24 protein-coding genes are annotated in these 24,610 nt (G+C 70.2%); 14 read left to right on the top strand and 10 right to left on the bottom strand.

What is annotated here, in order from left to right:
- Window positions 1-10 precede the first annotated feature (10 nt).
- From MTES_RS06040 to MTES_RS06015, 6 genes are all read left to right on the top strand, one after another.
- Window positions 11-580, top strand: a complete 570-nt coding sequence (locus MTES_RS06040) for a nucleotidyltransferase family protein (protein WP_013584330.1) — start codon at window positions 11-13, stop codon at window positions 578-580.
- Window positions 581-773: 193 nt separating this feature from the next.
- Window positions 774-1,892: a multiple monosaccharide ABC transporter substrate-binding protein gene (chvE, locus tag MTES_RS06035; RefSeq protein WP_013584329.1), complete on the top strand. Its 1,119-nt coding sequence runs from the start codon at window positions 774-776 to the stop codon at window positions 1,890-1,892.
- Window positions 1,893-1,958: 66 nt separating this feature from the next.
- A complete protein-coding gene (gene mmsA, locus MTES_RS06030; protein ID WP_013584328.1) occupies window positions 1,959-3,488 on the top strand; it encodes a multiple monosaccharide ABC transporter ATP-binding protein in 1,530 nt (509 codons plus the stop codon).
- Window positions 3,489-3,493: 5 nt separating this feature from the next.
- Window positions 3,494-4,714: a multiple monosaccharide ABC transporter permease gene (mmsB, locus tag MTES_RS06025; protein WP_013584327.1), complete on the top strand. Its 1,221-nt coding sequence runs from the start codon at window positions 3,494-3,496 to the stop codon at window positions 4,712-4,714.
- Window positions 4,715-4,813: 99 nt separating this feature from the next.
- Entirely contained in the window at window positions 4,814-6,025 is a 1,212-nt protein-coding gene (locus MTES_RS06020) for an ROK family transcriptional regulator (RefSeq protein ID WP_013584326.1), read from the top strand.
- 119 nt (window positions 6,026-6,144) lie between these two features.
- On the top strand, window positions 6,145-6,975 hold the full coding sequence (locus MTES_RS06015; RefSeq protein ID WP_013584325.1) for a lytic transglycosylase domain-containing protein: 831 nt from the start codon (window positions 6,145-6,147) through the stop codon (window positions 6,973-6,975).
- Between the two features lie 115 nt (window positions 6,976-7,090).
- On the opposite strand, the gene MTES_RS06010 is transcribed toward MTES_RS06015, so the two are convergent.
- The 7 genes from MTES_RS06010 to purS all read right to left on the bottom strand — a co-directional run bounded on the left by MTES_RS06010 (window position 7,091) and on the right by purS (window position 13,254).
- Entirely contained in the window at window positions 7,091-8,020 is a 930-nt protein-coding gene (locus MTES_RS06010; RefSeq protein ID WP_043361102.1) for a 2-hydroxyacid dehydrogenase, read from the bottom strand.
- On the bottom strand, window positions 8,020-9,477 hold the full coding sequence (locus tag MTES_RS06005; RefSeq protein WP_013584323.1) for an FAD-dependent oxidoreductase: 1,458 nt from the start codon (window positions 9,475-9,477) through the stop codon (window positions 8,020-8,022). The genes MTES_RS06010 and MTES_RS06005 overlap by 1 nt, the downstream gene beginning before the upstream one ends.
- Window positions 9,478-9,479: 2 nt before the next feature.
- Window positions 9,480-9,974 (bottom strand): ureidoglycolate lyase, encoded by a 495-nt coding sequence (locus MTES_RS06000; RefSeq protein WP_013584322.1) that lies wholly within the window; start codon window positions 9,972-9,974, stop codon window positions 9,480-9,482.
- A 135-nt stretch (window positions 9,975-10,109) separates the two neighbouring features.
- Entirely contained in the window at window positions 10,110-11,525 is a 1,416-nt protein-coding gene (locus MTES_RS05995) for a carboxylesterase/lipase family protein (protein WP_013584321.1), read from the bottom strand.
- A 52-nt stretch (window positions 11,526-11,577) separates the two neighbouring features.
- Window positions 11,578-12,291 (bottom strand): GntR family transcriptional regulator, encoded by a 714-nt coding sequence (locus MTES_RS05990; protein WP_013584320.1) that lies wholly within the window; start codon window positions 12,289-12,291, stop codon window positions 11,578-11,580.
- Between the two features lie 10 nt (window positions 12,292-12,301).
- A complete protein-coding gene (gene purQ / locus MTES_RS05985; RefSeq protein ID WP_013584319.1) occupies window positions 12,302-13,009 on the bottom strand; it encodes a phosphoribosylformylglycinamidine synthase subunit PurQ in 708 nt (235 codons plus the stop codon).
- On the bottom strand, window positions 13,006-13,254 hold the full coding sequence (gene purS / locus MTES_RS05980) for a phosphoribosylformylglycinamidine synthase subunit PurS (RefSeq protein ID WP_013584318.1): 249 nt from the start codon (window positions 13,252-13,254) through the stop codon (window positions 13,006-13,008). Before purS ends, purQ begins: the two co-directional genes overlap by 4 nt.
- Before the next feature lie 310 nt (window positions 13,255-13,564).
- Here purS and MTES_RS05975 point away from each other — a divergent pair, with 310 nt between their 5' ends.
- The 5 genes from MTES_RS05975 to MTES_RS05955 are packed head-to-tail and all read left to right on the top strand — an operon-like array spanning window position 13,565 to window position 19,418.
- Complete coding sequence (locus MTES_RS05975) at window positions 13,565-14,842, top strand: extracellular solute-binding protein (RefSeq protein ID WP_013584317.1); 1,278 nt, start codon at window positions 13,565-13,567, stop codon at window positions 14,840-14,842.
- A 60-nt stretch (window positions 14,843-14,902) separates the two neighbouring features.
- Window positions 14,903-15,982, top strand: a complete 1,080-nt coding sequence (locus tag MTES_RS05970; RefSeq protein ID WP_013584316.1) for a carbohydrate ABC transporter permease — start codon at window positions 14,903-14,905, stop codon at window positions 15,980-15,982.
- A complete protein-coding gene (locus tag MTES_RS05965; protein ID WP_013584315.1) occupies window positions 15,979-16,878 on the top strand; it encodes a carbohydrate ABC transporter permease in 900 nt (299 codons plus the stop codon). The genes MTES_RS05970 and MTES_RS05965 overlap by 4 nt, the downstream gene beginning before the upstream one ends.
- A 29-nt stretch (window positions 16,879-16,907) precedes the next feature.
- The gene (locus MTES_RS05960; protein ID WP_013584314.1) at window positions 16,908-18,374 is read left to right on the top strand and encodes a GH1 family beta-glucosidase; all 1,467 of its coding nucleotides are present in this window, start codon (window positions 16,908-16,910) and stop codon (window positions 18,372-18,374) included.
- A gap of 30 nt (window positions 18,375-18,404) precedes the next feature.
- Window positions 18,405-19,418, top strand: coding sequence for a LacI family DNA-binding transcriptional regulator (locus MTES_RS05955; protein ID WP_013584313.1), 1,014 nt, complete (start codon window positions 18,405-18,407; stop codon window positions 19,416-19,418).
- Here MTES_RS05955 and MTES_RS05950 read toward each other — a convergent pair whose 3' ends face one another.
- Window positions 19,419-20,210: a MerR family transcriptional regulator gene (locus MTES_RS05950; protein WP_043361099.1), complete on the bottom strand. Its 792-nt coding sequence runs from the start codon at window positions 20,208-20,210 to the stop codon at window positions 19,419-19,421. It abuts the gene before it with no gap.
- On the bottom strand, window positions 20,203-20,715 hold the full coding sequence (locus MTES_RS05945) for a glycosyl transferase (protein WP_043362244.1): 513 nt from the start codon (window positions 20,713-20,715) through the stop codon (window positions 20,203-20,205). Before MTES_RS05945 ends, MTES_RS05950 begins: the two co-directional genes overlap by 8 nt.
- Before the next feature lie 130 nt (window positions 20,716-20,845).
- On the opposite strand from MTES_RS05945, the gene MTES_RS05940 reads away from it, so the two are divergent.
- From MTES_RS05940 to MTES_RS05930, 3 genes are all read left to right on the top strand, one after another.
- Complete coding sequence (locus tag MTES_RS05940; RefSeq protein ID WP_043361098.1) at window positions 20,846-21,445, top strand: hypothetical protein; 600 nt, start codon at window positions 20,846-20,848, stop codon at window positions 21,443-21,445.
- Between the two features lie 14 nt (window positions 21,446-21,459).
- A complete protein-coding gene (locus tag MTES_RS05935) occupies window positions 21,460-22,062 on the top strand; it encodes a hypothetical protein (RefSeq protein ID WP_013584308.1) in 603 nt (200 codons plus the stop codon).
- 280 nt (window positions 22,063-22,342) lie between these two features.
- Window positions 22,343-22,897, top strand: a complete 555-nt coding sequence (locus MTES_RS05930) for an NUDIX domain-containing protein (RefSeq protein ID WP_013584307.1) — start codon at window positions 22,343-22,345, stop codon at window positions 22,895-22,897.
- 4 nt (window positions 22,898-22,901) lie between these two features.
- Here the strand turns inward: MTES_RS05930 and nhaA are convergent, their stop codons facing one another.
- Entirely contained in the window at window positions 22,902-24,233 is a 1,332-nt protein-coding gene (gene nhaA, locus MTES_RS05925; protein ID WP_013584306.1) for a Na+/H+ antiporter NhaA, read from the bottom strand.
- Between the last annotated feature and the right edge of the window lie 377 nt (window positions 24,234-24,610).

Genomic DNA, 24,610 nt, shown 5'->3' with positions numbered 1-24,610 from the left:
TGTCGTGACCATGCCCGCCGAACCCCTCGAGCCGCCGTGCGGAGTGGTCCTCGCCGCGGGGGCCGGCCGCCGATTCGGCGGCCCCAAGGCCCTCGCCCGCACCCCGGCCGGCGCGCCCTGGGTCGCCCTCGCGGTCCGGGCTCTGCGCGCGGCCGGGTGCGGCGAGATCCTCGTCGCCCTCGGGGCGGCAGCCGACGAGGCGGCCCCGCTCGTTCCGCCCGAGGCCACGATCGTCCGTGTGCCGGACTGGGCGTCGGGAGTCGCCGCCGCGGTCCGCGCGAGCCTCGCGGTCGCGGCATCCGGATCCGCTTCCGCCGCGGTGATCATGCCGGTCGACACACCGGATGCCGACCCTGCGGCGATCGCGCGCCTGGTCCGTCGGGCGCGGGCCGACGCGCTCGCCCAGGCGGTGTACGACGGGGTGCCGGGGCATCCCGTGCTGATCGGCCGCGCGCACTGGGACGCCGTCAGCGCCGCCGTCCGGGGCGACATCGGGGCACGTCCCTACCTGATCACGCAGAACGCCGACCTCGTGGAGTGCGGAGATCTGTGGTCCGGGGCAGACCGCGACGAGCGCTGATCACGGTCTGATCACGGCGGGGAAGAATTTTGACGTGGCTATAGACAAAACCCCCGCCGCTAGATAATTTTTCGGAGCCGTCATAATTGCGACGGCACCAGGAAGCCGGGACGAAGACGTACCCGATCTGTGCCGGGGAGGGCACGGGTACGGCCACGGGGGTCCCTGCAGTTCAGAGAGGAACGCAGATCACATGCTGAAGAAAATCCTGACCGGTGCGGCCATCGCCGCTCTCGCCGTCGGTCTCGGAGCGTGCAGCGCCGAGCGCGCACCCGCCGGAGGCGGCGACGCCGCCAGCGGCGGCACCGAGTGCAACGTCGGCATCGCGATGCCGACCCGCAGCCTCGAGCGCTGGATCAACGACGGTGAGCAGCTCCAGAAGAAGCTCCAGGACGCCGGCTGCACCGTCGACCTGCAGTACGCCGACAACAAGACCGACCAGCAGATCAGCCAGATCCAGAACCAGATCTCGGGCGGCGCGAAGATCCTCGTGATCGCCGCGATCGACGGCTCGACCCTGGGCCCGGTGCTCCAGGAGGCCAAGGCGCAGAACGCCACGGTCATCGCCTACGACCGCCTGATCAACGGCAGCGAGAACGTCGACTACTACGCCACGTTCGACAACTACAAGGTCGGCACCCTCCAGGGCCAGTACATCGAGACGCAGCTCGGCCTCAAGGACGGCAAGGGCCCCTTCAACCTCGAGCCCTTCGCCGGCAGCCCCGACGACAACAACGCGAAGTTCTTCTTCGCCGGCGCGTGGGACGTCCTGAAGCCCTACGTCGACAAGGGCCAGCTGGTCGTCCCCAGCGGCAAGTCGCCCGCGAACGACGACGCGTGGGCGTCGATCGGCATCCAGGGCTGGGCGTCCGACAAGGCTCAGGCCGAGATGGACAACCGCCTCTCGTCGTTCTACGGCGACGGCAAGAAGGTCAACGTGGTGCTCTCGCCCAACGACAGCCTCGCCATCGGTATCGAGGCGTCGCTGAAGTCGGCCGGATACACCCCGGGCGCCGACTACCCGATCATCACGGGCCAGGATGCCGACAAGGCCAACGTCAAGGCGATCCTCGACGGCGCTCAGGCGATGACCGTGTGGAAGGACACCCGCGCCCTCGGTGACCGCGTGTTCACGATGATCCAGGAGATCAAGGACGGCAAGACCGTCGAGGTCAACGACGAGAAGACCTACGACAACGGCAAGAAGGTCGTCCCGTCGTACCTGCTGACCCCCGAGGTGGTCACCAAGGACGACGTGCAGTCGAAGCTCATCGACTCGGGCTTCCTGAAGGCGTCCGACGTCGGACTCTGATCCACCCCTCGCGGCGGGGCGGGCTTCGGCCCGCCCCGCCGCTCGATCCCTGACGGAGGGACAACCATGACCGAACCGATCCTGCGCATGTCGGGGATCTCGAAGTCGTTCAACGGCGTCCCGGCTCTCGCCGACGTCTCGGTCGACGTGCATCGCGGCGAAGTCCACGCGATCTGCGGCGAGAACGGCGCCGGCAAGTCCACCCTCATGAAGGTGCTCAGCGGGGTCTACCCGGCGGGGAGCTTCGAGGGCACCATCACGCTCGAGGGCAAGGAGGTGGCCTTCCGCTCGATCAACGACAGCGAGGCCGCCGGCATCGTGATCATCCACCAGGAACTGGCCCTCAGCCCGTACCTGTCGATCGCGGAGAACATCTTCCTCGGCAATGAGAAGGCCCGCCGCGGCGTCATCGACTGGAACGCGACGAACACCGCCGCCGCCGAACTGCTCAAGCGCGTCGGCTTGCGCGAGAGCCCCGCGACGAAGATCTACGAGATCGGCGTCGGCAAGCAGCAGCTCGTCGAGATCGCCAAGGCCCTGGCCAAGGAGGTAAAGCTCCTCATCCTCGACGAGCCCACCGCGGCCCTGAACGACGACGACTCCGCCCACCTGCTCGACCTCATCGACCAGCTGCGCGACCAGGGCATCACCTGCATCATCATCAGCCACAAGCTGAAGGAGGTGCTCCGTATCGCCGACCGCATCACGATCATCCGCGACGGTCGCACGATCGAGACCATGCGTCGCGACGATCCCGAGACCGACGAGGGTCGCATCATCCGCGCCATGGTCGGCCGCGACCTGAACAGCCTGTTCCCGCCGCGCGAGCCCGACATCGGCGACGAGCTGTTCCGCGTCGAGAACTGGACCGTCCACCACCCCGTCGACACCGAGCGCGTCGTCATCGACAACGCCTCGTTCATGGTGCGCGCGGGAGAGATCGTCGGTTTCGCGGGCCTCATGGGCGCCGGGCGCACCGAGCTCGCGATGAGCATCTTCGGCCGCATGTACGGCACGGGCATCTCGGGCGAGGTCTACAAGAGCGGCCAGCAGATCGACGTCCGCACGGTCGACGCGGCGATCAAGCACGGCATCGCCTACGCCACCGAGGACCGCAAGAAGTACGGCCTCAACCTCATCGGCGACATCCAGGTCAACGTCTCGGCATCCGCCCTCGCCCGCCTCGCCCGTCTGGGCGTGGTCGACCGGTACCGGGAGTACAAGGTCGCCGACTCGTACCGCTACAAGATGAACATCAAGGCACCCAGCGTCGCGGCGATCACCGGACGCCTGTCCGGCGGCAACCAGCAGAAGGTCGTGCTGTCGAAGTGGATGTTCACCGGACCCGACGTCCTCATCCTCGATGAGCCGACCCGCGGCATCGACGTCGGCGCGAAGTACGAGATCTACGGAATCATCAACGAACTCGCGGCTCAGGGGAAGGCCGTCATCGTCATCTCGTCGGAGCTGCCCGAGGTCATCGGCCTCTCCGACCGCATCTACACCATCTCCGAGGGACGCATCACGGGCGAGGTCAGCCGCGCGGATGCCACCCAGGAGACGCTCATGCGGCACATGACCGCCGGAAGGAACTGACAGCAATGGCCACCGCATCCACTCAGACGGTCGAGGCGCCGACCCAGCCGGGTCCTCGCCGCCGCGGCATCCTGTCCCGCATCAATTTCCGGCAGTTCGGCATCCTCGCCGCCCTGGTCATCATCATCGTGCTGTTCCAGGTGCTCACCGGCGGCCGCCTGCTGATGCCGGGCAACGTCAACAACCTCATCCAGCAGAACGCCTACGTGCTGATCCTCGCGATCGGCATGGTCATGGTCATCATCGCCGGGCACATCGACCTGTCGGTCGGCTCGGTGGTCGCCATGGTCGGCGCGATCGCGGCCATCGCGATGAACCAGTGGGGGCTGCCCTGGTGGCTGGCCGTCATCCTCTCGCTCGCCGTCGGCGCCGTCGTCGGTGCCTGGCAGGGCTTCTGGGTCGCCTTCGTCGGCATCCCCGCGTTCATCGTCACGCTCGCGGGCATGCTGCTGTTCCGCGGTCTCACGCTCGTGCTGCTCACCGGTGGCACCATCGCGGGCCTGCCCGACGGCTTCACGGCCATCGGCGCCGGGTGGTTGCCGCCGGTCCTCGGGTACGTCGGCGTCTGGGACTCCCTGACGGTCGTGCTCGGCTTCGTCGCCGTGGTCGCGCTCATCGCGCAGCAGCTGCGGACACGGGCGACACTGCGTCGCCTCGAGCTGCCCCGCGAGGTCGCGTGGTCGTTCTGGGCGAAGAACGCCATCGCCGCGGTGGCGATCATGGCGGTCGCCTTCACCCTCGCCGCGTACAACGGCACCCCGATCGTGCTGATCATCCTCGCCGTGCTCGTGCTCGCGTACACGTTCGTGCTGAACCGCACGACCTTCGGTCGCCACGTCTACGCGATGGGCGGCAACCTGTTCGCGGCCGTGATGAGCGGTGTGAAGACGAAGTGGGTCAACTTCTTCATCTTCGTGAACATGGGTGTGCTCGCGGGCCTGGCCGCCGTGGTCAGCACGGCTCGCGCCGGCGGGGCCGTGGCATCCGCCGGTCAGAACTACGAACTGGATGCCATCGCCGCCGTGTTCATCGGTGGTGCCGCCGTCCAGGGCGGTATCGGCACCGTCATCGGCGCCGTGGTCGGTGGTCTCGTCATGGGCGTGCTGAACATGGGTCTGTCGATCCTGAGCGTGGATGCCGCCTGGCAGATGGCCATCAAGGGCATCGTCCTGCTGCTGGCCGTCGCGTTCGACATCTTCAACAAGCGGCGCAACGGCGGTGCGTGATCGGATGGGGAGCGTGGCCCCGGGGCCCGCTCCCCATCCGCGTCACTGCGTTTCTCGTCCGGATGACTCCGATGGGATGATGGGGGAGGTGCGCCCCTCATGACCCCTGCCGTGTTCGAGCCCGCGACGCCGCTCGCACCCCCGGCCGGTCGTACGACCAACGACCTGATCCGCCAGCAGAACCTCGCGTCCGTGCTGTCGCTCCTCCACTCGCGGGGAGCGCTCTCACGCGCGCAGCTCGGCGCCACCACGGGCTTGAACCGCTCGACCGTGACCGGACTGGTCATGGAGCTCACCGAGCTGGGTCTCGTGCGCGAAGCCCCCGGCGGGGAGCGCACCGGCAAGGTCGGCCGCCCCACGCTCGACATCGAGCCCGAAGACCACGTCGCCGCCCTGAGCGTCCGCGCCGAACCGCACGCGGTGACGGTGGCCCTCGTCGGGCTCGGCGGCGTCGTGCACGCGCGGCTCCGCCATGACACCGCGAGCCCGCCCTCACCGCGCCGGTTCGTGCAGATCGTGGAGTCCTCGGTCGAGGCCATGCGCGCCGACATCGACCGTCACTACCGGGTGGTGGGTGCCGGGCTCGCGGTGCCGGGCCTGGTGAACGCCAACGGCTCCGTCCTCGTGTCGCCGACCCTCGGGTGGAAGCGCGACCCGGTCGCCGCCCGCCTCAGCGATCAGCTGGGCATGCCGGTCACCGCCGGCAACGACGCGAGCATCGGAGCCCTCGCCGAGTCACGCTTCGGCGTCGGCGTGGGCGTGGGCAACCTGCTCTACCTCGGCGGAGCGATGCACAGCATCGGCGGCGGGCTCATCATCGACGGCACGCTCCTCCGCGGCACGTCCGGCTACGCGGGCGAGCTGGGTCACACGGTCGTCGACCCCCGGGGTCGGCGCTGCGTGTGCGGACGTCGCGGATGCCTCGAGGCCGAGGTCAGCCTCGACATCCTCGAACCGCTCCTGGGTCGTCGCAAGCTCGACGAGGACGAGCTCGACGTCGAGCTCGGCGTCGCGCGCAACCCTCGCGTGATGACCGAGGTCACCCGGCAGGTCGAGGTGCTGTCGATCGCCCTGACGAACTTCGTCAACGCGTTCAGCCCCGAGACGGTCGTGCTCTCCGGCTACCTCGGCGCGCTGCTTTCGGTGAGCCGTGAGCGTCTCGCCGACGCGGTGCGCGTCCATCCCCTCGGTGCGGAGGGTCGCACGATCCGTCTCGAACGCGCCCACCTGCGCTCGCGCCTCATGCTCGTCGGCCCCGCCGAGCTGGCGTTCGCCGACCTGCTGTCGAACCCGGCGGGCTTTCGCGGCTGACCTCGCGACGCGCCCGTGGGCCGGGACGGATGCCGTATCCCGACCGTTCACGTCGGCGTCGAGGGCGCGGTCTAGCGTCGCCGCGTGCGTCCGACCTGACGGGCGCCCGGGAGGTGTCCGTGGACCTCGACGAGGCTCCGCACCGGCCGCTCTGGCCGTGGCTGCTCGCGCTCGTGCTGCTGGTGGGCGGCGGAGGTGCTTTCGTCGCGCAGGCGCAGGCGGTGGCCCTCGACGTCGAGCGATCCGCGGCGCGCGTCGACCACTGGCCCGAGGCAGCGGGGGAGGGGGATGCCACGGTGCCGGCGGTCTCCGCGGGATCCGCCCTCTCGACCCCTGCCGCAGACGCGGCGGTGTCTCACTCGGCGCAGCGAACGGCCGGTGTCGCCACCGTCTCACCGGATCCGGCCTGGACCGGAACGGTGGCGGTGCGGACCGGCATCCCGGAACGCGCTCTGCGCGCCTACGCCGCGGCCTCGTTGACCCTGCGGGCGGAGCAGCCCGGCTGCGGTCTCGGGTGGAACACGCTCGCGGGCCTCGGTGCGATCGAGTCCGCTCACGGCACGCACGACGGCGGTTCGCTCCGCGCGGATGGGTATCCCGATCCGCCCATCCGGGGGATCGCCCTGGACGGCACCGCGAGCGCGGCCATCTCCGACACCGACGGCGGCCGCTTCGACGGCGACACCGTCTGGGATCGCGCCGTCGGACCCCTGCAGTTCATCCCCTCGACGTGGCAGCGCTGGGGTGCCGACGCGAACGGCGACGGCATCGCCGACCCGAACCAGATCGACGACGCGGCACTGGCGGCGGGGCGGTATCTGTGCGCCGCGGGCGAGATGACGAGTCCGGCCGGGTGGCGCCGAGCGGTGTTCTCGTACAACCACCTCGACACCTACGTCGACGATGTCGCCGCCGCCGCGAACGCCTACGCGGCTCGCGCGGGCGGCTGACCGGCGTCACCTCACCGTTCGAGTGTCCGAAACACACGGAACGGAATCGCGCGGCGTCCGGGTTTCTTGGACACTCGACGCGCACCGGAGCGGCTGCGCGACGGCGGTCGGGGCGTCAGCCGCCGATCACCACGTTCAGCGGCTCCTCGCCGGCGCGGAGGCGGTCGATCTGCCGGCGGACGAGGCGCGCGATGCGGGGGTGCATGGCATCCGTCGCTCCTCCGACGTGCGGGACGACGAGGGCTCCCTCGAGGCTCCACAGCGGGTGGCCGGCGGGCAGGGGTTCGGGGTCGGTCACGTCCAGCGCCGTGCGGATGCGGCCGCGTCGCACGTGGTCGACGAGGGCGTCGGTGTCGACGAGGGGGCCACGGCCGACGTTGACCACGAGCGCGCCGTCGGGAAGCGCCGACAGCGCCGCGTGGTCGATGATGTGCCGGGTGGCGTCGCCGCCGGGGAGCGAGGCGATGAGGATGTCCGTGTCGGCGAGCACCTCGGAGAGCTTGCCGAGCGGGAACACCTCGACCTCGTCCTGGAGGCGTCCGTGCGAAGCGACGGCGCGGAGGTCGACCTCGAAGGGCTTCAGCCGTGCGGCGATCGCGCGGCCGACGCCACCGAAGCCCAGGAGCGTGACGCGTCGGTCGGCGAGCCCCGCGGCGCCCCCGCCCGTCCACTCGCCGCGGTCCTGGGCCCGGACGAAGTCGGGGAGCCGACGCTGCGCGGCGAGCGTGAGAGCGACGGCGAGCTCCGCGGTCGCCGTCTCGTGCACGCTGGAGGCGTTCGCGAACACGAGCCCCTCGGGCAGGCGTCCCTCGACGTTGTCGTAGCCGATCGACTGGCTCTGGACGAGCCCGACCTCGACGCCCGAGAGGGCTTCGATCACCCCGTCCATCGACATGTACGGCGGCACGACCATGTCGAAGCGCTCGCGCGGAGCGGCATCCTTCATGTCCCAGATCACCACCTCGACGCCGTCGGGGAGTGTCCCGAGGTCATCGCGGAGGCGGGCGGTCGGAACGGACACGGTGAGGGGGATCGCGGTCGTCATCAGGAAGACGCTACCGCCGCGGGCTTCTCGGCGGAGGCGGGTTGCGCGCGTCGACCGATGTGCACGCCGACGGGCACGTCGTACGCGAGGTACTCCGCGAGCAACTCGTCGGACTGCCGCGCGAACAGGCGGCGGGAGAGGGCCGCCGCGAGCTTGGTCGCTCCGCCCACGAGCCCCGGGATCTGGTGGCTCAGCATCCCCTGGCTGATCCGCGCGCCGTGATTGAACAGGTGGATGCGCGAGAGGGCCTCGCCCCCGTTCCGGTCCACGAGGCCGAAATCGTCGTCGAGATACGGGAACGCGGCCAGCCCCGGGTTCTGGGCCGCGGCCTCGGGGCTGAGGCGATCGCTCCACAGGGTGGCATCCGGAGCCACGTTCGCCAGCTCAGCGCGCCGTACCAGGTCGGACACGATGCCGGTCGCGGCGAGGACGACGTCATAGTGATGGATGCCACGCGGCGTCGTGACGGCGATGTCGCTGCCCGTCCACGCGACGCTCTCCCACGGCGACGACGTGAGGAAACGGAAGTCGTCGAAGGCGTGCGCGCGCCAGAGCGCGTTCTGCGTGGCGGGCTGATCGACGGCGGAGAGATGGACGTTGAACGCCCACTTCTGCGCGTCGGTGAACGTGCCGTAGTTCTCGATGAGACCGGCGAACTCCATCCAGCGGTATGGGCTGACCTGCGGCATCGCGGCGCGGCGCATGTGCACATCGACGCTCGCGGCGCCGTGTTCGAGGGCGGTCGCGGCGTTGTCGAACGCGCCGGTGCCCGCGCCGAGGATGCCGATCCGCAGGCCCGCGAGGGCGGCGAAGTCGATGTCATCGTGCGTGTGGTGGACCCGGTCGGCGGGGAGTCCGTCGAGGAGAGCGGGGATGTGGCGGCCGCCGGCCCCCTCGATTCCGGTCGCGAGCACGACGTGGTGCGCCTCCAGCGTCCACGTGCCGTCGGGACCCTCGAGCGCGAGTCGCAGGGGTCCGTCACCCGGCACGATCGCCGTCACCCGCGTCGAAGGGACGACCGTGATCGCCGAGACCTCTCGGTACCACTGCAGGAACCCGTGCCACGCGACCGTCGGGAAGAACTCGATCCCGTCCCAGGCGTCGAGGCCGTACACGGCCTCGAACCACGCCCGCGGGCTGACGGCGGGGGTGCCCCAGGTCGGCCAGGCGATGTCCTTCGGCGTCCGCAGCGTGTGCATGCGGGCGTAGGTCGTCCAGGGTCCGGCCGATCCGGCCGGGGCGGCGTCGAGCACGATGACATCGTCGATGCCGCGGCGGCGGAGGCCCCGCGCGAGGACGAGGCCGGCTTGTCCCGCACCGACGATCACGACGGGGTGGATCCCGTCGCGCTCGCCGACCCACGCGCGACCGTCGCCCGCGCTGAGCGCGGCCTGGTGCGCTGCCTCGCGTTCGAGGGCGGCGAGGCGCGCTCCGGCGTCGACCAGCGGGGTGAGCATCGTCACTCCGCGTCGATGACGACGCGCACCCCGAAGGCGTCGTCCAAGCGGTGGTTGTGGTGGTCGGTGACGTTGGTGTCGTCGAGCTCGAGATTGACGAAGTCCATGCTCGGCTCGGCGAAGAAGGGGCCCGCGTGCCACGTGCCCTTGCGCATCGTGATCGCCGTGCGCGGAGGGATGCGGAAGGCCCGCAGGTCGTCGAGCGTCGGCTCCTCGATCCCGGGCGCGGCGACGGCGATGGTCCACTCGACGTCGCCGACCGCCATGAGCGTCTGCGTGGTCTCGAGGTGTCGCGTGACGCGCACGAACTCGGGCGCCTTGTCCTCGAGGTGCATGAGGTAGAAGCGCGGGATGCCGTTCGACACATCGAGTACGGCTTCTTCCGCCGTGAACGGGGTGCCGTCCTCCATGGGGGTCAGCACGACGCCGAACGGCTCGAATCCGGCGGGGGTGACGATCTCGGAGGGGAGGGGGTGGGTCGTGAGGGTCTCGGGCATGACGGCTCGCTTTCGTCGGGTGAGGCGAGCGTACGCTTGTCCAACAAGTCGCGGAGCGACTTGTCCAACAACGTCACGGCGTCTTTACGTGGGCGAAACGCGACGCGCTGGCATCCCGCGCCCTGTCTGCCGCGTTCAGCGCATGAGCGCGGCCAGAGCCTCGGCGCGGGGGAGAGGCACATCCCGCGTGACGGTGTCGTAGCGGCGGACGCGCTCGCCGTCCGCGAACGTCGACCAGCCCGGATCGCCCGTCTCGGCGAAGCGGATCCAGTCGCCGTGCATGCGTTCCGCGAGCGCGGCGGGCGCTGCGGTCCCCGCCAGACGCTCCGACGCCGGATCATCGAGCGCGTCGAAGACGAAGCCGATCTCGAGGGCGTGCGCGGCGCGCAGATCACGCACCGGGCTCTGCCACGCGAACTCGTACACGAAGGTGGGGGCGGTGCGGGCTCGAGCGACCTCGACGGTGGGCGCGCGCAGGATCGAGTCCGTGATCACCTGCCCGATGATCTCGCCGGTCGACGCCTCGGGGAGGGCGCGTCGGTATGCCGCCCAGACGCCCCGGGGAAGGCGCTTCGCCAGGGCGAGCAGGGCGTACGTGCGCCGGTTCAGCGCGGCGAGGGCTTCGGGCGGATACCAGAGGCGGTACTCGTCCGTGTTCGTGCCGATCATCACGGGCACGTCCGCCGTGACGATCGCGCGCCGCGGAGAGTCGGGAAGGGTCTCGGGATCGACCGCCGCCGTGAACCCCGGTGCTGCCCGCAGGAGGGTCGATCGAGCGGCGATCGCGTCGCGCGCGGCCACGAGCCGTTCCGGCTCGACCTGGCGAAGGGCCTCGGCCGAGGCCTCGACGCCGAGCGAGCGCGCGATGGCGCGGGTGGCCCGCCCCGCGCGTTGCGGGGTCTCGGCGTCGAGCGGGCCGGACTCGATGATGGCGCCGGCGATCATCGGGCGGAGGTCTTCGCGGGCGAGGAGGGCGGCCACGACGGCTCCGCCGGCGGACTCCCCGAAGATCGTGATGCGCGACGGGTCTCCGCCGAACCGGGAGATGTTTCGATGCGTCCACCGCAGCGCTTCCGCCGCGTCGGCGAGCCCGAGGTTCCGCGGGGCGTCGGGCAGGACGGAGAACCCCTCCGCCCCCAGTCGGTAGTTCGCCGAGACGAAGACGACGCCGTCGCGCGCGAACGGGGTGCCGTCGTACGTGCTGAGCGCCGCGGTGCCCCGCTCGAGGGCCCCGCCGTGGAACCAGAGCAGGACGGCGGCGCCGTCGGCATCCTCCGGTCGCCAGACGTTGACCGTGAGGATGTCGTCGCCCGGGATGATCGCCGAGGCCAGGAGCTCTCCGATGGCGCCGGGGTACGGGGACTGCGGTGAGGTCGGCCCGAACGCGGTCGCCTCCCGCACACCGTCCCAGCCGGCGGCCGGCGCGGGGGCGGCGAAGCGCCGAGGCCCCACCGGAGCTTCGGCGTACGGGATGCCGAGGTAGCGTTCGACTCCCTCGTGCCGGGCTCCCGCCACGGAGCCGACGTCGGTCTGGATCACGGGACGAGACATGCTCTCATCTTCTCCCGGATGCCTTGTCCCAGGGAGTCCTCGCGGACCGGGCTCAGGACCGCACGCGCCGGATCAGCGCATTCCGCAGGCCCGCGGGCGCCGGCAGCTGCACCTCTCGCGACCAGTAGCCGATCGCGTCGTCCGCCCCGTACCCGCAGTACGTCATCTCGATCACCGGCGTGCCGGGCTCGGCATCCAGGATCCCGGCGCGCTCGGCGTCGAGGGCGATCGCGTCGATCCACAGGGTCTCCCACGCGACCCGGATGCCATTGGCCTCCTCCGCGAGATCGAACACCGGACGATGCGGGTCGAGGTCGGCCGGGCGGGTGAGCGGCACGAGGTCCTCGGCGAGGGCGTACGGCGCCCCGTCGACGCGCCACATCTTGCGGGTGCGCAGCACCTCGGTGCCGTCGGGCAGATCGTCGTAGCGGTGAGCGCCCGGGGTCAGCGCGAGCCGGTCCGCCGAGACGACCTCGAGCGTCGGCTCGTAGCCGGCGGAGCGGATCGACAGCGAGTGGTCGAACTGCTCGTCGATGCGGCGACCGATACCGGGGAGACGTCGATTCGGCGAGGTGCGCGCGCCCTGCGTGCGGTGCACGTACCCGCGCTCCTCGAGGCGGATCAGGGCCTCGCGGACCGAGTTGCGGCTCGCGCCGGTCAGCTCGGCCAGGCGCGGCTCGGAGGGCAGGGTCTCGGCATCCGCCCGCCAGAGGTGCAGGATGCGATCGATCAGCGCGTCCTGGTCGGGAGAGCGCTTCTCGGTCACGAGCGAGGCGTCAGGCCGCGGCGCCCACCACGGCGGTGATCGCCGAGGTGAAGAAGCCCAGGCCGTCGACGCCGGAGCGCATGGCGGCGCTCGTGCCGGGGCCGAAGCCGGGCTCGACCGCGTGCTCGGGGTGCGGCATGAGGCCCACGACGTTGCCGCGCTCGTTGGTGAGGCCGGCGATGTCGTCGAGCGAACCGTTGGGGTTCACGCCGACGTACCGGAAGGCCACGAGGCCTTCGCCGTTCACGCGGGCCAGGGTCTCGGCATCCGCGATGTAACCGCCGTCGGCGTTCTTGAGCGGGATGACGATCTCGTCGCCCTCGGAGAAGTCGCTCGTCCACGCGGTCGAGGCGTTCTCGACGCGCAGGCGCTGGTCGCGGCGGATGAACTGCTGGTGCGCGTTGCGGATGAGGCCGCCGGGCAGCAGGTGCGCCTCGACGAGCATCTGGAAGCCGTTGCAGATGCCGAGGACGGGCATGCCCTTGCCCGCGGCATCCTTCACCTCGGCCATGATCGGCGCGAAGGCGGCGATGGCACCCGCGCGCAGGTAGTCGCCGTAGCTGAAGCCGCCCGGCAGGACCAAGGCGTCGACGCCCTTCAGGTCGTGCTCGCCGTGCCACAGGGCGACCGGCTCGGCGCCGGCGAGGCGGATCGCGCGCTGCGCGTCGCGGTCGTCGAGCGAACCGGGGAAGGTGATGACCCCGATGCGGGCGGTCACTCCACGACCTCGATGTTGACGACGTCCTCGATGACGGCGTTCGAGAGCATCTCGTCGGCGAGCTCGCGGGCACGGGCGAGGATGGCCTCGTCGACCTCGCCCTCGACGGTGAGCTCGAAGCGCTTGCCGATGCGCACGTCGGAGAAGCGGTTCTCGCCGAGACGCGACAGGGCGCCGGCGACGGCCTTTCCCTGCGGGTCGAGAAGCTCGGCCTTGGGCATGACGTCGACGACGATGGTGGGCACAGCAGCTCCAGGAGTCGGTGGGCGTGTCCTCCCATTCTACGCAGGGCGCCGCGTGCCGCGTGGTGCGCGTCGGGCGCGGGTCCGCTGCCGAGATCACACGTTCCGCGCGAGATGACAGAGGGCTGTGCGCAACGCGGTGCGACCTCGACACGGACGTGCGATCTCGCGACGTGTCGTCGATTTGGGAGCGCTCCCTTGACGTCGTGGGAGCGATCCCATACTCTCGACGAAATCGATGAGAGCGCTCCCACACCTGAGGCCGGGGGCAGATCACCCTCGTCGGTTCGCATCCACCACAAAGGAGTGTCCTGTGAAATCACGCGCCCTGCGCCGCGTCGCCCTCGCGGCAGCCGTCGCCTCCACCTCTGCCCTCGTGCTGGCCGGTTGCTCCGGCGGCGGGGGTGCTGCCGCCGGCAGCAGCGACGAGGAGGTCACCCTCACCGTCGCGACGTTCAACGACTTCGGCTACACCGACGAGCTGCTCAACGCGTACACCGCCGAGCACCCGAACGTGAAGATCGTGCACAACCGCGCGGCCAAGTCGAACGACGCCCGTGCCAACTACTTCCAGAAGCTGGGCAAGAGCGGCCTGGCCGACATCGAGGCCATCGAGGTCGACTGGCTTCCCGAGGTCATGAAGTACTCCGACCTCCTCGCCCCCGTCCCTGACGACCTCAAGAGCCGCTGGCTGGACTGGAAGGTCAAGGCAGCGACCGACCCCTCGGGCAACCTCGTCGGCTACGGCACCGACATCGGCCCCGAGGCGATCTGCTACCGCTCCGACCTCTTCGAGGCCGCCGGTCTGCCGAGCGAGCCCGCCGATGTCGCGGCCGCGCTCCAGGGTGACTGGTCGAAGTACTTCGAGATGGGTGACAAGTACGTCGCCGCCACCGGCAAGCCGTTCTTCGACTCCGCCAGCAGCGTGTACCAGGGCATGATCAACCAGGTCGAGGCGGCCTACGAGAACCCCGACTCGGGCGAGATCACCGCCACGACCAACCCCGAGGTCAAGAAGATCTACACCGAGACGCTCGACGCCAGCAAGACGCAGTCGGCGCACTTCGAGCAGTGGTCCACCGACTGGTACGCGGGCATGGCGAACGGCGCGTTCGCGACGCTCTCCTGCCCCGGCTGGATGCTGACGCAGATCGAGGGCAACGCCCCCGAGGTCTCCGGCTGGAAGATCGCGGACGTGTTCCCCAACGGCGGCGGCAACTGGGGCGGCTCGTACCTGACCGTCCCCGCCAACGGCCCGCACGTGGCTGAGGCGCAGGCCCTCGCGGACTGGCTGACCTCGCCCGAGCAGCAGGTCAAGTTCTTCCAGCAGGCGGGCACCTTCCCGAGCCAGGTCGACGCGCTGAAGTCGACCGACCTCCTCGACGCGAAGAACGCCTACTTCAACGACGCCCCGATCGGTGAGATCTTCACGAACCGCGCGAACGCCGTGACGGTGACGCCGTTCAAGGGCCAGTACTACTTCCAGGTGAACGACGCGATGTCGAAGGCGCTCCTGCGCGTCGACCAGAACACGCAGGACGCCCAGACCTCGTGGGACCAGTGGGTCTCGCAGGTGGAAGCCATCGGCTGACCTCGGACGTCGCGGGCCGGGCGCCTCGTGCGCCCGGCCCGTACCCCCGGAAGGAACCTCATGACCACGACACTGCAGCCGCCCGCGGCCCCCGCGGCATCCGCCCCCGACGGTCCCCCCGCCCGCACCCCCCGACGCGTCGGGTTCGGCTCGAAGCTCAGCGCCTGGGATCTGAAGCTCTCCCCGTACCTCTACATCTCCCCGTTCTTCATCCTCTTCCTCGTCACGGGCCTCTTCCCGATCCTGTACACGGGTGTCATCTCGTTCATGGACTGGGACCAGATCCGCGGCTCGGGCACCTTCGTCGGCTTCGACCAGTACGCCTACGTGCTCTCGCAGCCCGCGTTCTGGGACGCCCTGCGCAACACCTTCAGCATCTTCGTGCTGTCGACCGTGCCGCAGTTGCTCTTCGCGGTCTTCATCGCGGCGATGCTCGACCAGAACATCCGGGCGAAGACGCTCTGGCGCATGGGCGTTCTCGTGCCCTACGTCATGGCCCCCGTCGCGGTCGCCCTGATCTTCAGCAACATGTTCGGTGACCAGTACGGCATCGTGAACACGCTGCTCGGCCGCATCGGCCTGCCCGGGGTGGGATGGCACTCCGACACCTTCGCCAGCCACATCGCGATCGCCACGATGGTCAACTTCCGCTGGACCGGCTACAACACCCTCATCCTCCTCGCGGCCATGCAGGCCGTGCCCCGCGAGTACTACGAGGCGGCGACCGTCGACGGCGCGGGCAAGGTGCGTCAGTTCTTCTCGATCACCCTGCCGAGCCTGAAGCCGACCCTCATCTTCGTGATCATCACGTCCACCATCGGCGGCCTGCAGATCTTCGACGAGCCGCGCATGTTCGACCAGGGCGGCACCGGCGGTTCCAACAACCAGTGGCTGACCATCTCGCTCTACCTCTACAAGCTCGGCTGGGGCGAGTGGAACTTCGGTCGAGCGGCCGCGCTCGCGTGGATCCTCTTCCTCATCATCCTCGTCATCGGGGCGCTCAACCTCTTCATCAGTCGCTCGCTCGTCCGCGACGAGGGAACCCGCGACGGCCTCACCCGTGCCCAGCGCCGCGCCGCCGCGCGGGCGACGAAGCAGCGCGTCGCCGCCGAATCCACCGGAAAGGGCGCACGGTCATGAGCGTCATCGACACCTCTCCCGTCACCGCGGCGGCCGACCCGACGCCGTCACGCCGCCGTCCTCGCGCCGTGCGGGGCTCGCGTCCCGGCTGGTTCGTCTACGCCAGCCTCGGCGTCGTCCTCCTCGCCGCGATCGTGCCGTACTACTGGGCGCTGCTGATCGGCTCCGGGGACTCGTCCACGATCCGCAACACGGAACTGTCGTGGATCCCGGGCGGTAACTTCTTCACGAACGCCGCGGCCGTCCTGAACAACCCCGCCGTCAACTTCTGGACGGGGCTGTGGAACTCCATCTTCAGCTCGGCTCTCATCGCGGCATCCGTCGTCTTCTTCTCGACCCTCGCGGGCTGGGCGTTCGCCAAGCTCCGCTTCCGCGGCGGCCCGTGGCTGCTGCTGTTCGTCGTCGCGACGATGGCCGTGCCCACACAGCTCGGCGTCGTGCCGCTGTACATCCTCTTCAGTGAGATCGGGTGGACGGGCCAGATCGGCGCGGTCATCGTTCCCGCGCTGACGAGCGCGTTCGGGGTGTTCTGGATGACGCAGTACCTGCGCCAGGCCGTTCCCGACGAGCTCATCGAGGCCGCCCGCGTCGACGGGGCGAGCTCGTTCCGCACCTTCCTCACGGTGGGAGTCCCCGCCGCCCGCCCCGCCGCGGCGATGCTGGGCCTGTTCACCTTCGTCACCGCGTGGAACAACTTCTTCTGGCCGTTCATCGTGCTCGACCGCCAGAACCCCACGCTGCCGGTGGCGCTGTCGCTGCTGCAGTCGAACTACTTCGTCGATTACTCGGTCGTGCTCGCGGGTGTGCTGCTGTCGACGGTTCCGCTGCTCCTGCTGTTCGTCTTCGCGGGCAAGCAGCTGGTCAGTGGCATCATGCAAGGGGCGGTGAAGGGATGACCCTCGCGCCCACGGAAGGAACCCGAACCATGTCCGACACCCGAGCCTTTCCCGAGGGCTTCCTCTTCGGTGCCGCGACCGCGGCCTACCAGATCGAAGGTGCCGCGTTCGAGGACGGCCGCACCGCCTCGATCTGGGATGCCTTCAGCCGCGTCCCGAACGCCGTGATCAACGCCGACAACGGCGATGTCGCGTGCGATCACTACCACCGCTACGCCGGCGACGTGCAGCTCATGAAGAGCCTCGGTCTGCAGACCTACCGGTTCTCGACGTCGTGGTCGCGCGTGCGTCCCGACGGCGGCGCCCTCAACCCGAAGGGCGTCGACTTCTACAAGCGCCTCGTCGACGAGCTTCTGGATGCCGGCATCCTCCCGTGGCTGACCCTGTACCACTGGGATCTCCCGCAGGCCCTGCAGGACCGCGGCGGCTGGACGGTGCGCGAGACGAGCGAGAGGTTCACCGAGTACGCCCTCGACATGCACGACGCGCTCGGCGATCGCGTGAACGTGTGGACGACGCTCAACGAGCCCTGGTGCTCGTCGTTCCTCAGCTACACCGCCGGCGCCCACGCCCCCGGGCACTACTCGCAGGCCGAGGGCATGCTCGCGGCGCACCACCTGCTGCTGGGCCACGGCCAGACCGTGCGCGAGCTCCGCGCCCGCGACTCCTCGCTGAACCTCGGGCTCACGTTGAACCTCACGGTGGCGGATGCCGTCGACCCGACCAACCCGGCCGACATCGACGCGGCGCGACGGGTGGACGGGCAGTTCAACCGCTGGTTCCTCGAGCCGGTGTTCCGCGCCGAGTACCCCGCCGACATCATCAAGGACTTCCGCAAGACCGACGCCGATGCGGTGTCCGCGTGGCAGGCGGCCGTTCAGCCCGGCGACCTCGACATCATCTCGACGCCGATCGACACCCTGGGCGTGAACTACTACCACGGGGAGTTCGTCGGCGGCACGCCCCCGCTCGTCAACCCGCCCGCGGGCGACGCTCCGACGGAGCGGCAGATCGCGTCGCCGTTCCCCGCGCACCACAACCTCTACTGGCACGACCGCGGCCTCGACCGCACGAGCATGCACTGGGAGGTGCAGCCCGAGGGGCTCACCCGTCTGCTGGTCCACGTCAGCGAGGAGTACGCAGCCCAGGCCGGCGTGGCCCTCTACGTCACCGAGAACGGCGCCGCCTACGACGACGAGCTCGTCGTCGAGGGCGGGGCCGAGGGCGGGGAGGCGCACGTGCACGACACCGAGCGCGTCGCGTTCGTCGAGTCCCACCTCGGAGCGGTTCTGGATGCCGTGGAGCAGGGCGTCGACGTCCGCGGGTACTTCTACTGGTCGCTCATGGACAACTACGAGTGGGCCTGGGGATACGAGAAGCGCTTCGGCATCGTCTACGTCGATTACCAGACGCAGACGCGCACGGTGAAGGACTCCGGGCAGCAGTACGCTCGCATCATCGCCGAGCGCGCTTTGGTCACCGCAGCCGCGGTGTAGGCCGCGCGAGGGCCCGGAGGAGGGAACGCGATGGAACTCGCACCCGTGCGGGGCGCCGCCACGATCGAAGAAGTCGCCGCTCGCGCCGGAGTCTCGCGCTCGACGGTGTCCCGTGTCGTCAACGGCTCCACCGCGGTCTCTCCCGCCGCCCTCGAAGCGGTGCGCCGCGCGATCGAGGAACTGCAATACGTCCCCAATCGCGCGGCGCGCTCGCTCGCGAGCCGGCAGACCCGCGCCATCGCGCTGATCATCCCGGAGCAGACCGATCGTTTCTTCGGCGACCCGTTCTTCGCATCGATCGTCGCCGGGATCGGCGAGGTGGTCGGCGAGACCGACTTCGTCATGAACATGCTCATCGCGAGCGACGACGCCAGCGCGAAGGCGCTGGGGTACCTGCGCGGGGGCAGCGTCGACGGAGCGATCGTCGCCTCGCACCACACGAGCGACACGTTCCTGGAGCGCATCGCCGATGTCGTGCCGGTCGTCTACGGCGGTCGCCCCCCGAAGGTGCGCGCCGACGACTACTACGTCGACGTCGACAACGTCGAGGGCGCCCGCGGGGCCACGCAGTACCTGCTGGATCGCGGCCACCGTCGGATCGGCACCATCTCCGGGCCCCTCGACATGCCCGCCTCGCTCGACCGCATCCAGGGGTTCCGCGCCGCGATGGCGAACGCCGGACTCGAGCCGGTCGCGATCGAAGACGGCGACTTCACCGAGATGGGCGGTGCCCTCGCGATGAACCGCATCCTGTCGGCGGGCGAGCTCCCCGACGCCCTCTTCGTGGCGAGCGACCTGATGGCTCGGGGCGCCTACACGGCTCTCCGCGATCGGGGACTCGAGGTCGGCCGGGACATCGCGCTGATCGGCTTCGACGACTCCGCGGTCGCGACGACGCTGACCCCCGGGCTGACCACCGTGCGCCAGCCCTCGCTCATGCAGGGGCGGCACATGGCATCCGTTCTCCTCGACATCCTCGCCGGACGACCGGCCGTCCACGCGACGATCCTCCCGACCGAGATCGTCGAGCGCGGTTCCGCCTGATCACTCCCACCGAGCGGTGTCGGGGTCGATGCCGTGCGCGCGGGCGCTGGCCTCGATCGCGTCGCGCAGCCACGCCGCGAGTCCCGGGCGGATCGCGTCGTAGTGCGCGGCGAAGCGGGGGTCGGCGGCGTACATCCGGCCGAGGTGCACCTGCATCTGCCGGGTGACGGGGAAGTACTGCGAGAACACCTCGCGATGCCGGTCGACGAGCGCGTCGGCCGCGGCATCGCCGGGCTGGACGCCGGCGTCGAGAGCGGCTCCGAGCTGGTCGTCGAAGGCGGAGACCTCCCGCGTCACCGCGGCCCAGTCGTCGGCGGAACGGGATGCCGACCGCTCGGCGTACTGCTGCCATTGCGGCGAGCGGCCGTAGGCATCCCGCGCTTCGGCGGGCCAGTTCGTGTCCCAGCCGGGTCCGAAGGTCGCGCGCTGCTCATCCTCGGAGAGCAGGATGCCGCGCTCCTGCGCCGCGATCATGCGCTCGAGATCCTCGTCGAGGTCCTGCAGCTGCGCGATGCGCTGGGCGAGCTGGGCCCGCTGGACGCGGAGCTGCGCGGCGACGTCTCCACCCGGCTCGTCGAGCACCGCGCGGATGGCGTCGAGATCCAGGCCGAGCTCGCGGTAGACCACGATGCGGCGAAGGCGTTCGAGGTCGTCGTCGGTGTAGAGCCGGTAGCCGGCGGTGGAGCGCGCGGCCGGGCGCGCGAGACCGATCTCATCCCAGTGGTGCAGGGTGCGCACGGTCAGCCCGAGGCGGGCCGCCGTCTCGCCCACCGGCATCCCGTGCTCACTCATGGGACCCATTGTCGTCGCGCCCGATCCCCACCGACTGCAGGTTCCGCCCCTCGACGCTCGCCGGGTCGAACACCTTGGCCGCGGTGAACAGGACGCGCGCATTCTCGGGGGTGATGACCTCGACGTCGCGGGTGTTCCACGGGGTGTCGCGGACCTCGGGGGTGGCCCCGACGGCATCCAACGACGAGATCAGGGGATCGATCTGGTCGAGGACGCACGCGAAGCTCACGCTCGCGGGCGACGGGGATGCGATCGTCTCGCCGGACACGAGCAGGACGTCCTGGAACGCCCATCGCCGCAGGTGCACCATCTGGCCGGGGATGCCGAACAGCTCGAAGAATCCGAGACCGCGGGTCCAGAAGTCGATGGATGCCGCCAGGTCGGTGGTCGGGACGGTGACGAACATGGGCATGCCGTAGATGCCGCGGTACAGCGGCGGAGCGGCGGCGCCCGGGCCGGGACGGGGGACGGGGCTGATGTCGAAGGCGTCGAAATTCTCGTTCATGGTCACAGCGTGTTCCCTCACGCCACGTGAGGGTCAAGCGCTGGGTGAGGCGGCGGGCGAACCCGGCTATGTTGAGCGCAGGAAGAGCGGGCGGCACCGGAGAGCGTTGCTCCGCGGAGGGGGTTTCACCATGCGTCGTGCATCCATCGCCATCACGGGAGCGCTGCTGATCGGAGCGATCGCCGGGCTGACCGGGTGCGTCCCGGACGACCCCGCTCCCGCACCGACCACGACGACCGTCGCCTCGCCGTCGGCCACCGCTCCGAGTGCGTCGCCGACTCCTTCCGCGTCATCCGAGCCCTCGGCCCCGACGGCGCCGTCGGCCTCGATCCCGGCATCCTGTGATGATCTCGGCACGGCGGCCACACGGCAGGAGACGGTGGGCGGGCTCACGGCTCAGCACGCCGACGGCTTCGTGCGGCCGGCGCCCGCGAACGCGACGACGGCGCTGTCGTGCAACTGGATCCAGGAGGAGGCGGCCGCGGTGCTGCTGATCGTCAGCACCGCGTCGGACGCCGATGTCACCGCCGGCGTCGCGGGTCTCGGCGCGCAGGGGTACGAGTGCCAGGCGGCGGAGGATTTCGGCGCCCAGTACTGCGTGAAGGCGGGCGGCACCGCCGAGACCGAGGACGTCGTGGTCGCGCGTGACGGGGTGTGGATCTACCTCGAGACGGTGAACATCAACGCGCGCGCGTGGTTGTCGGAGATCTCGTCGCAGATCTTCGACTGAGGAGGGCGACGGGGATGAGCGGGACACGCGGGGCGATCAGAGGGGTGCTCGCTGCGGCGCTTGCCGGGGTGATGGCCGTGGCTCTGTCGGGCTGCTTCGTGATTCCCCTGGTCGACGGACGATCGCCGTTCGACGACCCCTTCGGGTCGAGCAAGAGCGACATCGAGAAGGCCATCCCGCCGATCCAGGCCGCGATCGACGAGAGCGGAGCGGCCGACGGCGGAGGCTGGCGTGTCGTCGCCGAGAAGGGGAGCGACAACTGCGAGGGCCCCTGCCAGCTGCGCGTCGACGTGAGCATCGAGCCCGCCGACGCCGCCGACCTCGACGCGACCCCGGGCTACGCGGTGTCCGAGGACCTGCTGCGCGCCGTGTTGGTCGCGGTGATCCCGGTGGCGGAGCAGAACCACGTCGACGTCTCCATCGTCGCCGGGTACGGCGAGCTGTCGCCGGGCGGCTCCACGGTCTCGGCCGATCTGTCCGGCGCCGTGGAGGCCCTCTTCGCGTCCCGCCCGCGCGGCGAGGGGTACTCGACCCGATTCGGCGAGGGCGAGGACGGCGAGGTCGAGGCCTTCACCCGCACGAAGACGGGGGTGCTGCAGGAGATGGGTCTGGGCTGAGGCGCGCTGCTCTCGGGCCGGCGCCCGCGCCATGCGTCGGTCTCGCGCCCGCGGCCTCCGGACGTCATGAGAACAGGGGATGCCACCGGGACAGGCCGTTCTCGCGCGGATCGCCCTGTTTCCGTGGCATCCCCTGTTCTCGTGACGGGCCGAGCCGAGCCGAGCCGAGCCGAGCCGAGCCGAGCCGGGCCGAGCCGAGCCGGGCCGGAGCCGGGCAGATCGAGGCGGTGCGGGGTCGATACCGTGGACACCCGCCCACCCGCCGAAGGACAGACGCCCGATGCCCCACCTGCACACCCGCCCCGGTGATCACGACGCCACCGTCAGCTTCTTCGTGGTGCGCACCGACGGACCCGAACCGCGCCTGAGCTACCACCTGCACCGGCGGGCTCGGAAGCTCATGATGTTCGGCGGTCACGTCGAGCACGACGAGACCCCGTGGGCGGCGGTGCAGCGCGAGCTCGTCGAGGAGTCCGGGTATCGGCCGGAGCAGGTGCGGCTGCTCCAGCCGCCGGTGCGCCTGCGTCGGCTCACGGACGCTGCGGCGCATCCCGTTCCGGTGCTGTCGTCGACCGCGTGCACCTCGCCCGACCCGGCGCACTTCCACACGGATCTGCTCTACGCGCTCGTCACCGCCGAGGAGCCGGCGGGCGCCCCCGGCGACGGGGAGTCGACCGACATCCGCCTCCTCACCCGCGCCGAGCTGGACGCGGTTCCCGACGAGGAGATCGTCGAGATGTGGCGCGAAGCGGGGCGGTTCATCCTCGACGAGATCCTTCCCGCCTGGGAGCCGGTCGCGCTGGAGGAGTACTCGAGCGTGGCGCCCGTGGTCTGAGCGCTCAGCGCTCCGGTGGCAGCGGCTGCTGGTACACGTCCGGGACGTCGTCGTGGTCGGCATCCACCTCTTCGTCCCGCGCCAGCTGCTTGTAGCGACGGTTGCGCACGAGCAGTACGCAGGACGCGAGGACGGATGCCACGAGCGAGGCGACCATGATCGCGATCTTCGCGTCGTCGGTGTGGGGCGAGCCGTCACCGAAACTCAGCTCGGCGATGAGCAGCGAGACCGTGAAGCCGATGCCGGCCAAGAGGCCCACGCCCGCGAGGTCGATCCACTTCAGCGCCGGGTCGAGACGCACCTTCGTCACGAGTGTGAGCAGGCGCACGCCGAGCAGGATGCCGAGGGGCTTGCCGAGTACGAGTCCCGCGACGACGCCGATCGTCACGGGGTCCCTCAGCGCGCGGACGATTCCCTCGCCGCCTCCCACGGCGACGCCCGCCGCGAAGAACGCGAAGATCGGGACCGCGATGCCGCTGGAAAGCGGGCGGAAGCGGTGCTCGAACTGCTCGGCGAGGTCCATGCCGTGGTGCTCGGGCTGCCGCTTCGACGCGGCGACGGGGATCGTGAACGCCAGAGCGACGCCCGCGATCGTGGCGTGCACGCCCGACGCGTGCAGGAACGCCCACGCGGCGAAGCCGATCGGCAGCAGCACGACCCAGGCACCCCAGGCGTTGCGCGAGAACCACGCGCGGGCGCGGTGGGCGATCACCCCGTACGCGACCACGAGCACGGCGAAAACGGCGAGCGGCACGAGCGAGATGTCGCTGGTGTAGAAGATCGCGATGATCGCGATCGCGATCAGATCGTCGACGACCGCGAGCGTCAGCAGGAAGATGCGCAGGGGACCGGGCAGGTGCGAGCCGACGAGGGCGAGCACGGCGACGGCGAACGCGATGTCGGTCGCGGTGGGGATCGCCCAGCCGGCCAGGAGGCTCGGCTGCGTGTGCACGATCGCGACATAGATGACCGCGGGCACGGCGACGCCGGCGAAGGCCGCAGTCACCGGCACGATCGCGGTCTGGAAGCGTCGCAGACTCCCGACGACGATCTCGCGCTTGAGCTCGAGACCGACCAGGAAGAAGAAGATCGCGAGCAACCCGTCGGCCGCCCACGCGCCCACGCTCAGCTCGAGATGCCACGGCTCGTAGCCGAAGCGGAGATCCCGCAACGCGAAGTACGCCTCCGACGCGGGCGAGTTCGCCCAGACGATCGCGGCGAGGGCGGCGACGACGAGCACCATCCCGCCGACGGACTCGCGGCGGAGCAGGGTCGTGACGCGGTGGACTTCGGCGTAGCCGGGCCAGCTCGGCGCGCGGACGGTGTCGTGGCTCATGAAGCCTCCAGAAGGGTCGGTCAACGAAATGTCGACCAGACTTCCCGACGCACCATCGCCTAGTTTACGCGTGCTGGGTGCCGCGCTCGCCTGTGGCGCGGTCCAGGGCTCCGGTCGTGGCGAATTACGGGATATGCCGGAACGGCCCTCGATCGGCGAATGTTCTCTCGGAATGCGCATATATCACTTCCGTCGTTGACGGAGGAAGGCCATATCGCGCGCGCCGGATATGAGAGCGAGGCCGTCGGGGTGCTTCGACGGGCGCCGCGACGGAGCGGCGAGAAGTGGGGCGGATGGCGCCGCAACGGCTCCTCGCGGCCGCTGAGACGAGCGCGACACGCCGTGGATACCCTCGTGCGACGTGTCCCTGGTATGAA

The sequence above is a fragment of the Microbacterium testaceum StLB037 genome (assembly GCF_000202635.1).
GTDB classification, from domain to species: domain Bacteria; phylum Actinomycetota; class Actinomycetes; order Actinomycetales; family Microbacteriaceae; genus Microbacterium; species Microbacterium testaceum_F.
This window is presented reverse-complemented; position numbering and strand designations above follow the sequence as displayed.

Bases quoted from the DNA above. Each gene is read 5' to 3' on its own strand.
- MTES_RS06040 (WP_013584330.1), top strand. From the start codon at position 11: ATGCCCGCCGAACCCCTCGAGCCGCCGTGCGGAGTGGTCCTCGCCGCG.
- chvE (WP_013584329.1), top strand. From the start codon at position 774: ATGCTGAAGAAAATCCTGACCGGTGCGGCCATCGCCGCTCTCGCCGTC.
- mmsA (WP_013584328.1), top strand. From the start codon at position 1,959: ATGACCGAACCGATCCTGCGCATGTCGGGGATCTCGAAGTCGTTCAAC.
- mmsB (WP_013584327.1), top strand. From the start codon at position 3,494: ATGGCCACCGCATCCACTCAGACGGTCGAGGCGCCGACCCAGCCGGGT.
- MTES_RS06020 (WP_013584326.1), top strand. From the start codon at position 4,814: ATGACCCCTGCCGTGTTCGAGCCCGCGACGCCGCTCGCACCCCCGGCC.
- MTES_RS06010 (WP_043361102.1), bottom strand. From the start codon at position 8,020: ATGACGACCGCGATCCCCCTCACCGTGTCCGTTCCGACCGCCCGCCTC.
- MTES_RS06005 (WP_013584323.1), bottom strand. From the start codon at position 9,477: ATGCTCACCCCGCTGGTCGACGCCGGAGCGCGCCTCGCCGCCCTCGAA.
- MTES_RS06000 (WP_013584322.1), bottom strand. From the start codon at position 9,974: ATGCCCGAGACCCTCACGACCCACCCCCTCCCCTCCGAGATCGTCACC.
- MTES_RS05995 (WP_013584321.1), bottom strand. From the start codon at position 11,525: ATGTCTCGTCCCGTGATCCAGACCGACGTCGGCTCCGTGGCGGGAGCC.
- MTES_RS05970 (WP_013584316.1), top strand. From the start codon at position 14,903: ATGACCACGACACTGCAGCCGCCCGCGGCCCCCGCGGCATCCGCCCCC.
- MTES_RS05965 (WP_013584315.1), top strand. From the start codon at position 15,979: ATGAGCGTCATCGACACCTCTCCCGTCACCGCGGCGGCCGACCCGACG.
- MTES_RS05960 (WP_013584314.1), top strand. From the start codon at position 16,908: ATGTCCGACACCCGAGCCTTTCCCGAGGGCTTCCTCTTCGGTGCCGCG.
- MTES_RS05955 (WP_013584313.1), top strand. From the start codon at position 18,405: ATGGAACTCGCACCCGTGCGGGGCGCCGCCACGATCGAAGAAGTCGCC.
- MTES_RS05950 (WP_043361099.1), bottom strand. From the start codon at position 20,210: ATGAGTGAGCACGGGATGCCGGTGGGCGAGACGGCGGCCCGCCTCGGG.
- MTES_RS05945 (WP_043362244.1), bottom strand. From the start codon at position 20,715: ATGAACGAGAATTTCGACGCCTTCGACATCAGCCCCGTCCCCCGTCCC.
- MTES_RS05940 (WP_043361098.1), top strand. From the start codon at position 20,846: ATGCGTCGTGCATCCATCGCCATCACGGGAGCGCTGCTGATCGGAGCG.
- MTES_RS05935 (WP_013584308.1), top strand. From the start codon at position 21,460: ATGAGCGGGACACGCGGGGCGATCAGAGGGGTGCTCGCTGCGGCGCTT.
- MTES_RS05930 (WP_013584307.1), top strand. From the start codon at position 22,343: ATGCCCCACCTGCACACCCGCCCCGGTGATCACGACGCCACCGTCAGC.
- nhaA (WP_013584306.1), bottom strand. From the start codon at position 24,233: ATGAGCCACGACACCGTCCGCGCGCCGAGCTGGCCCGGCTACGCCGAA.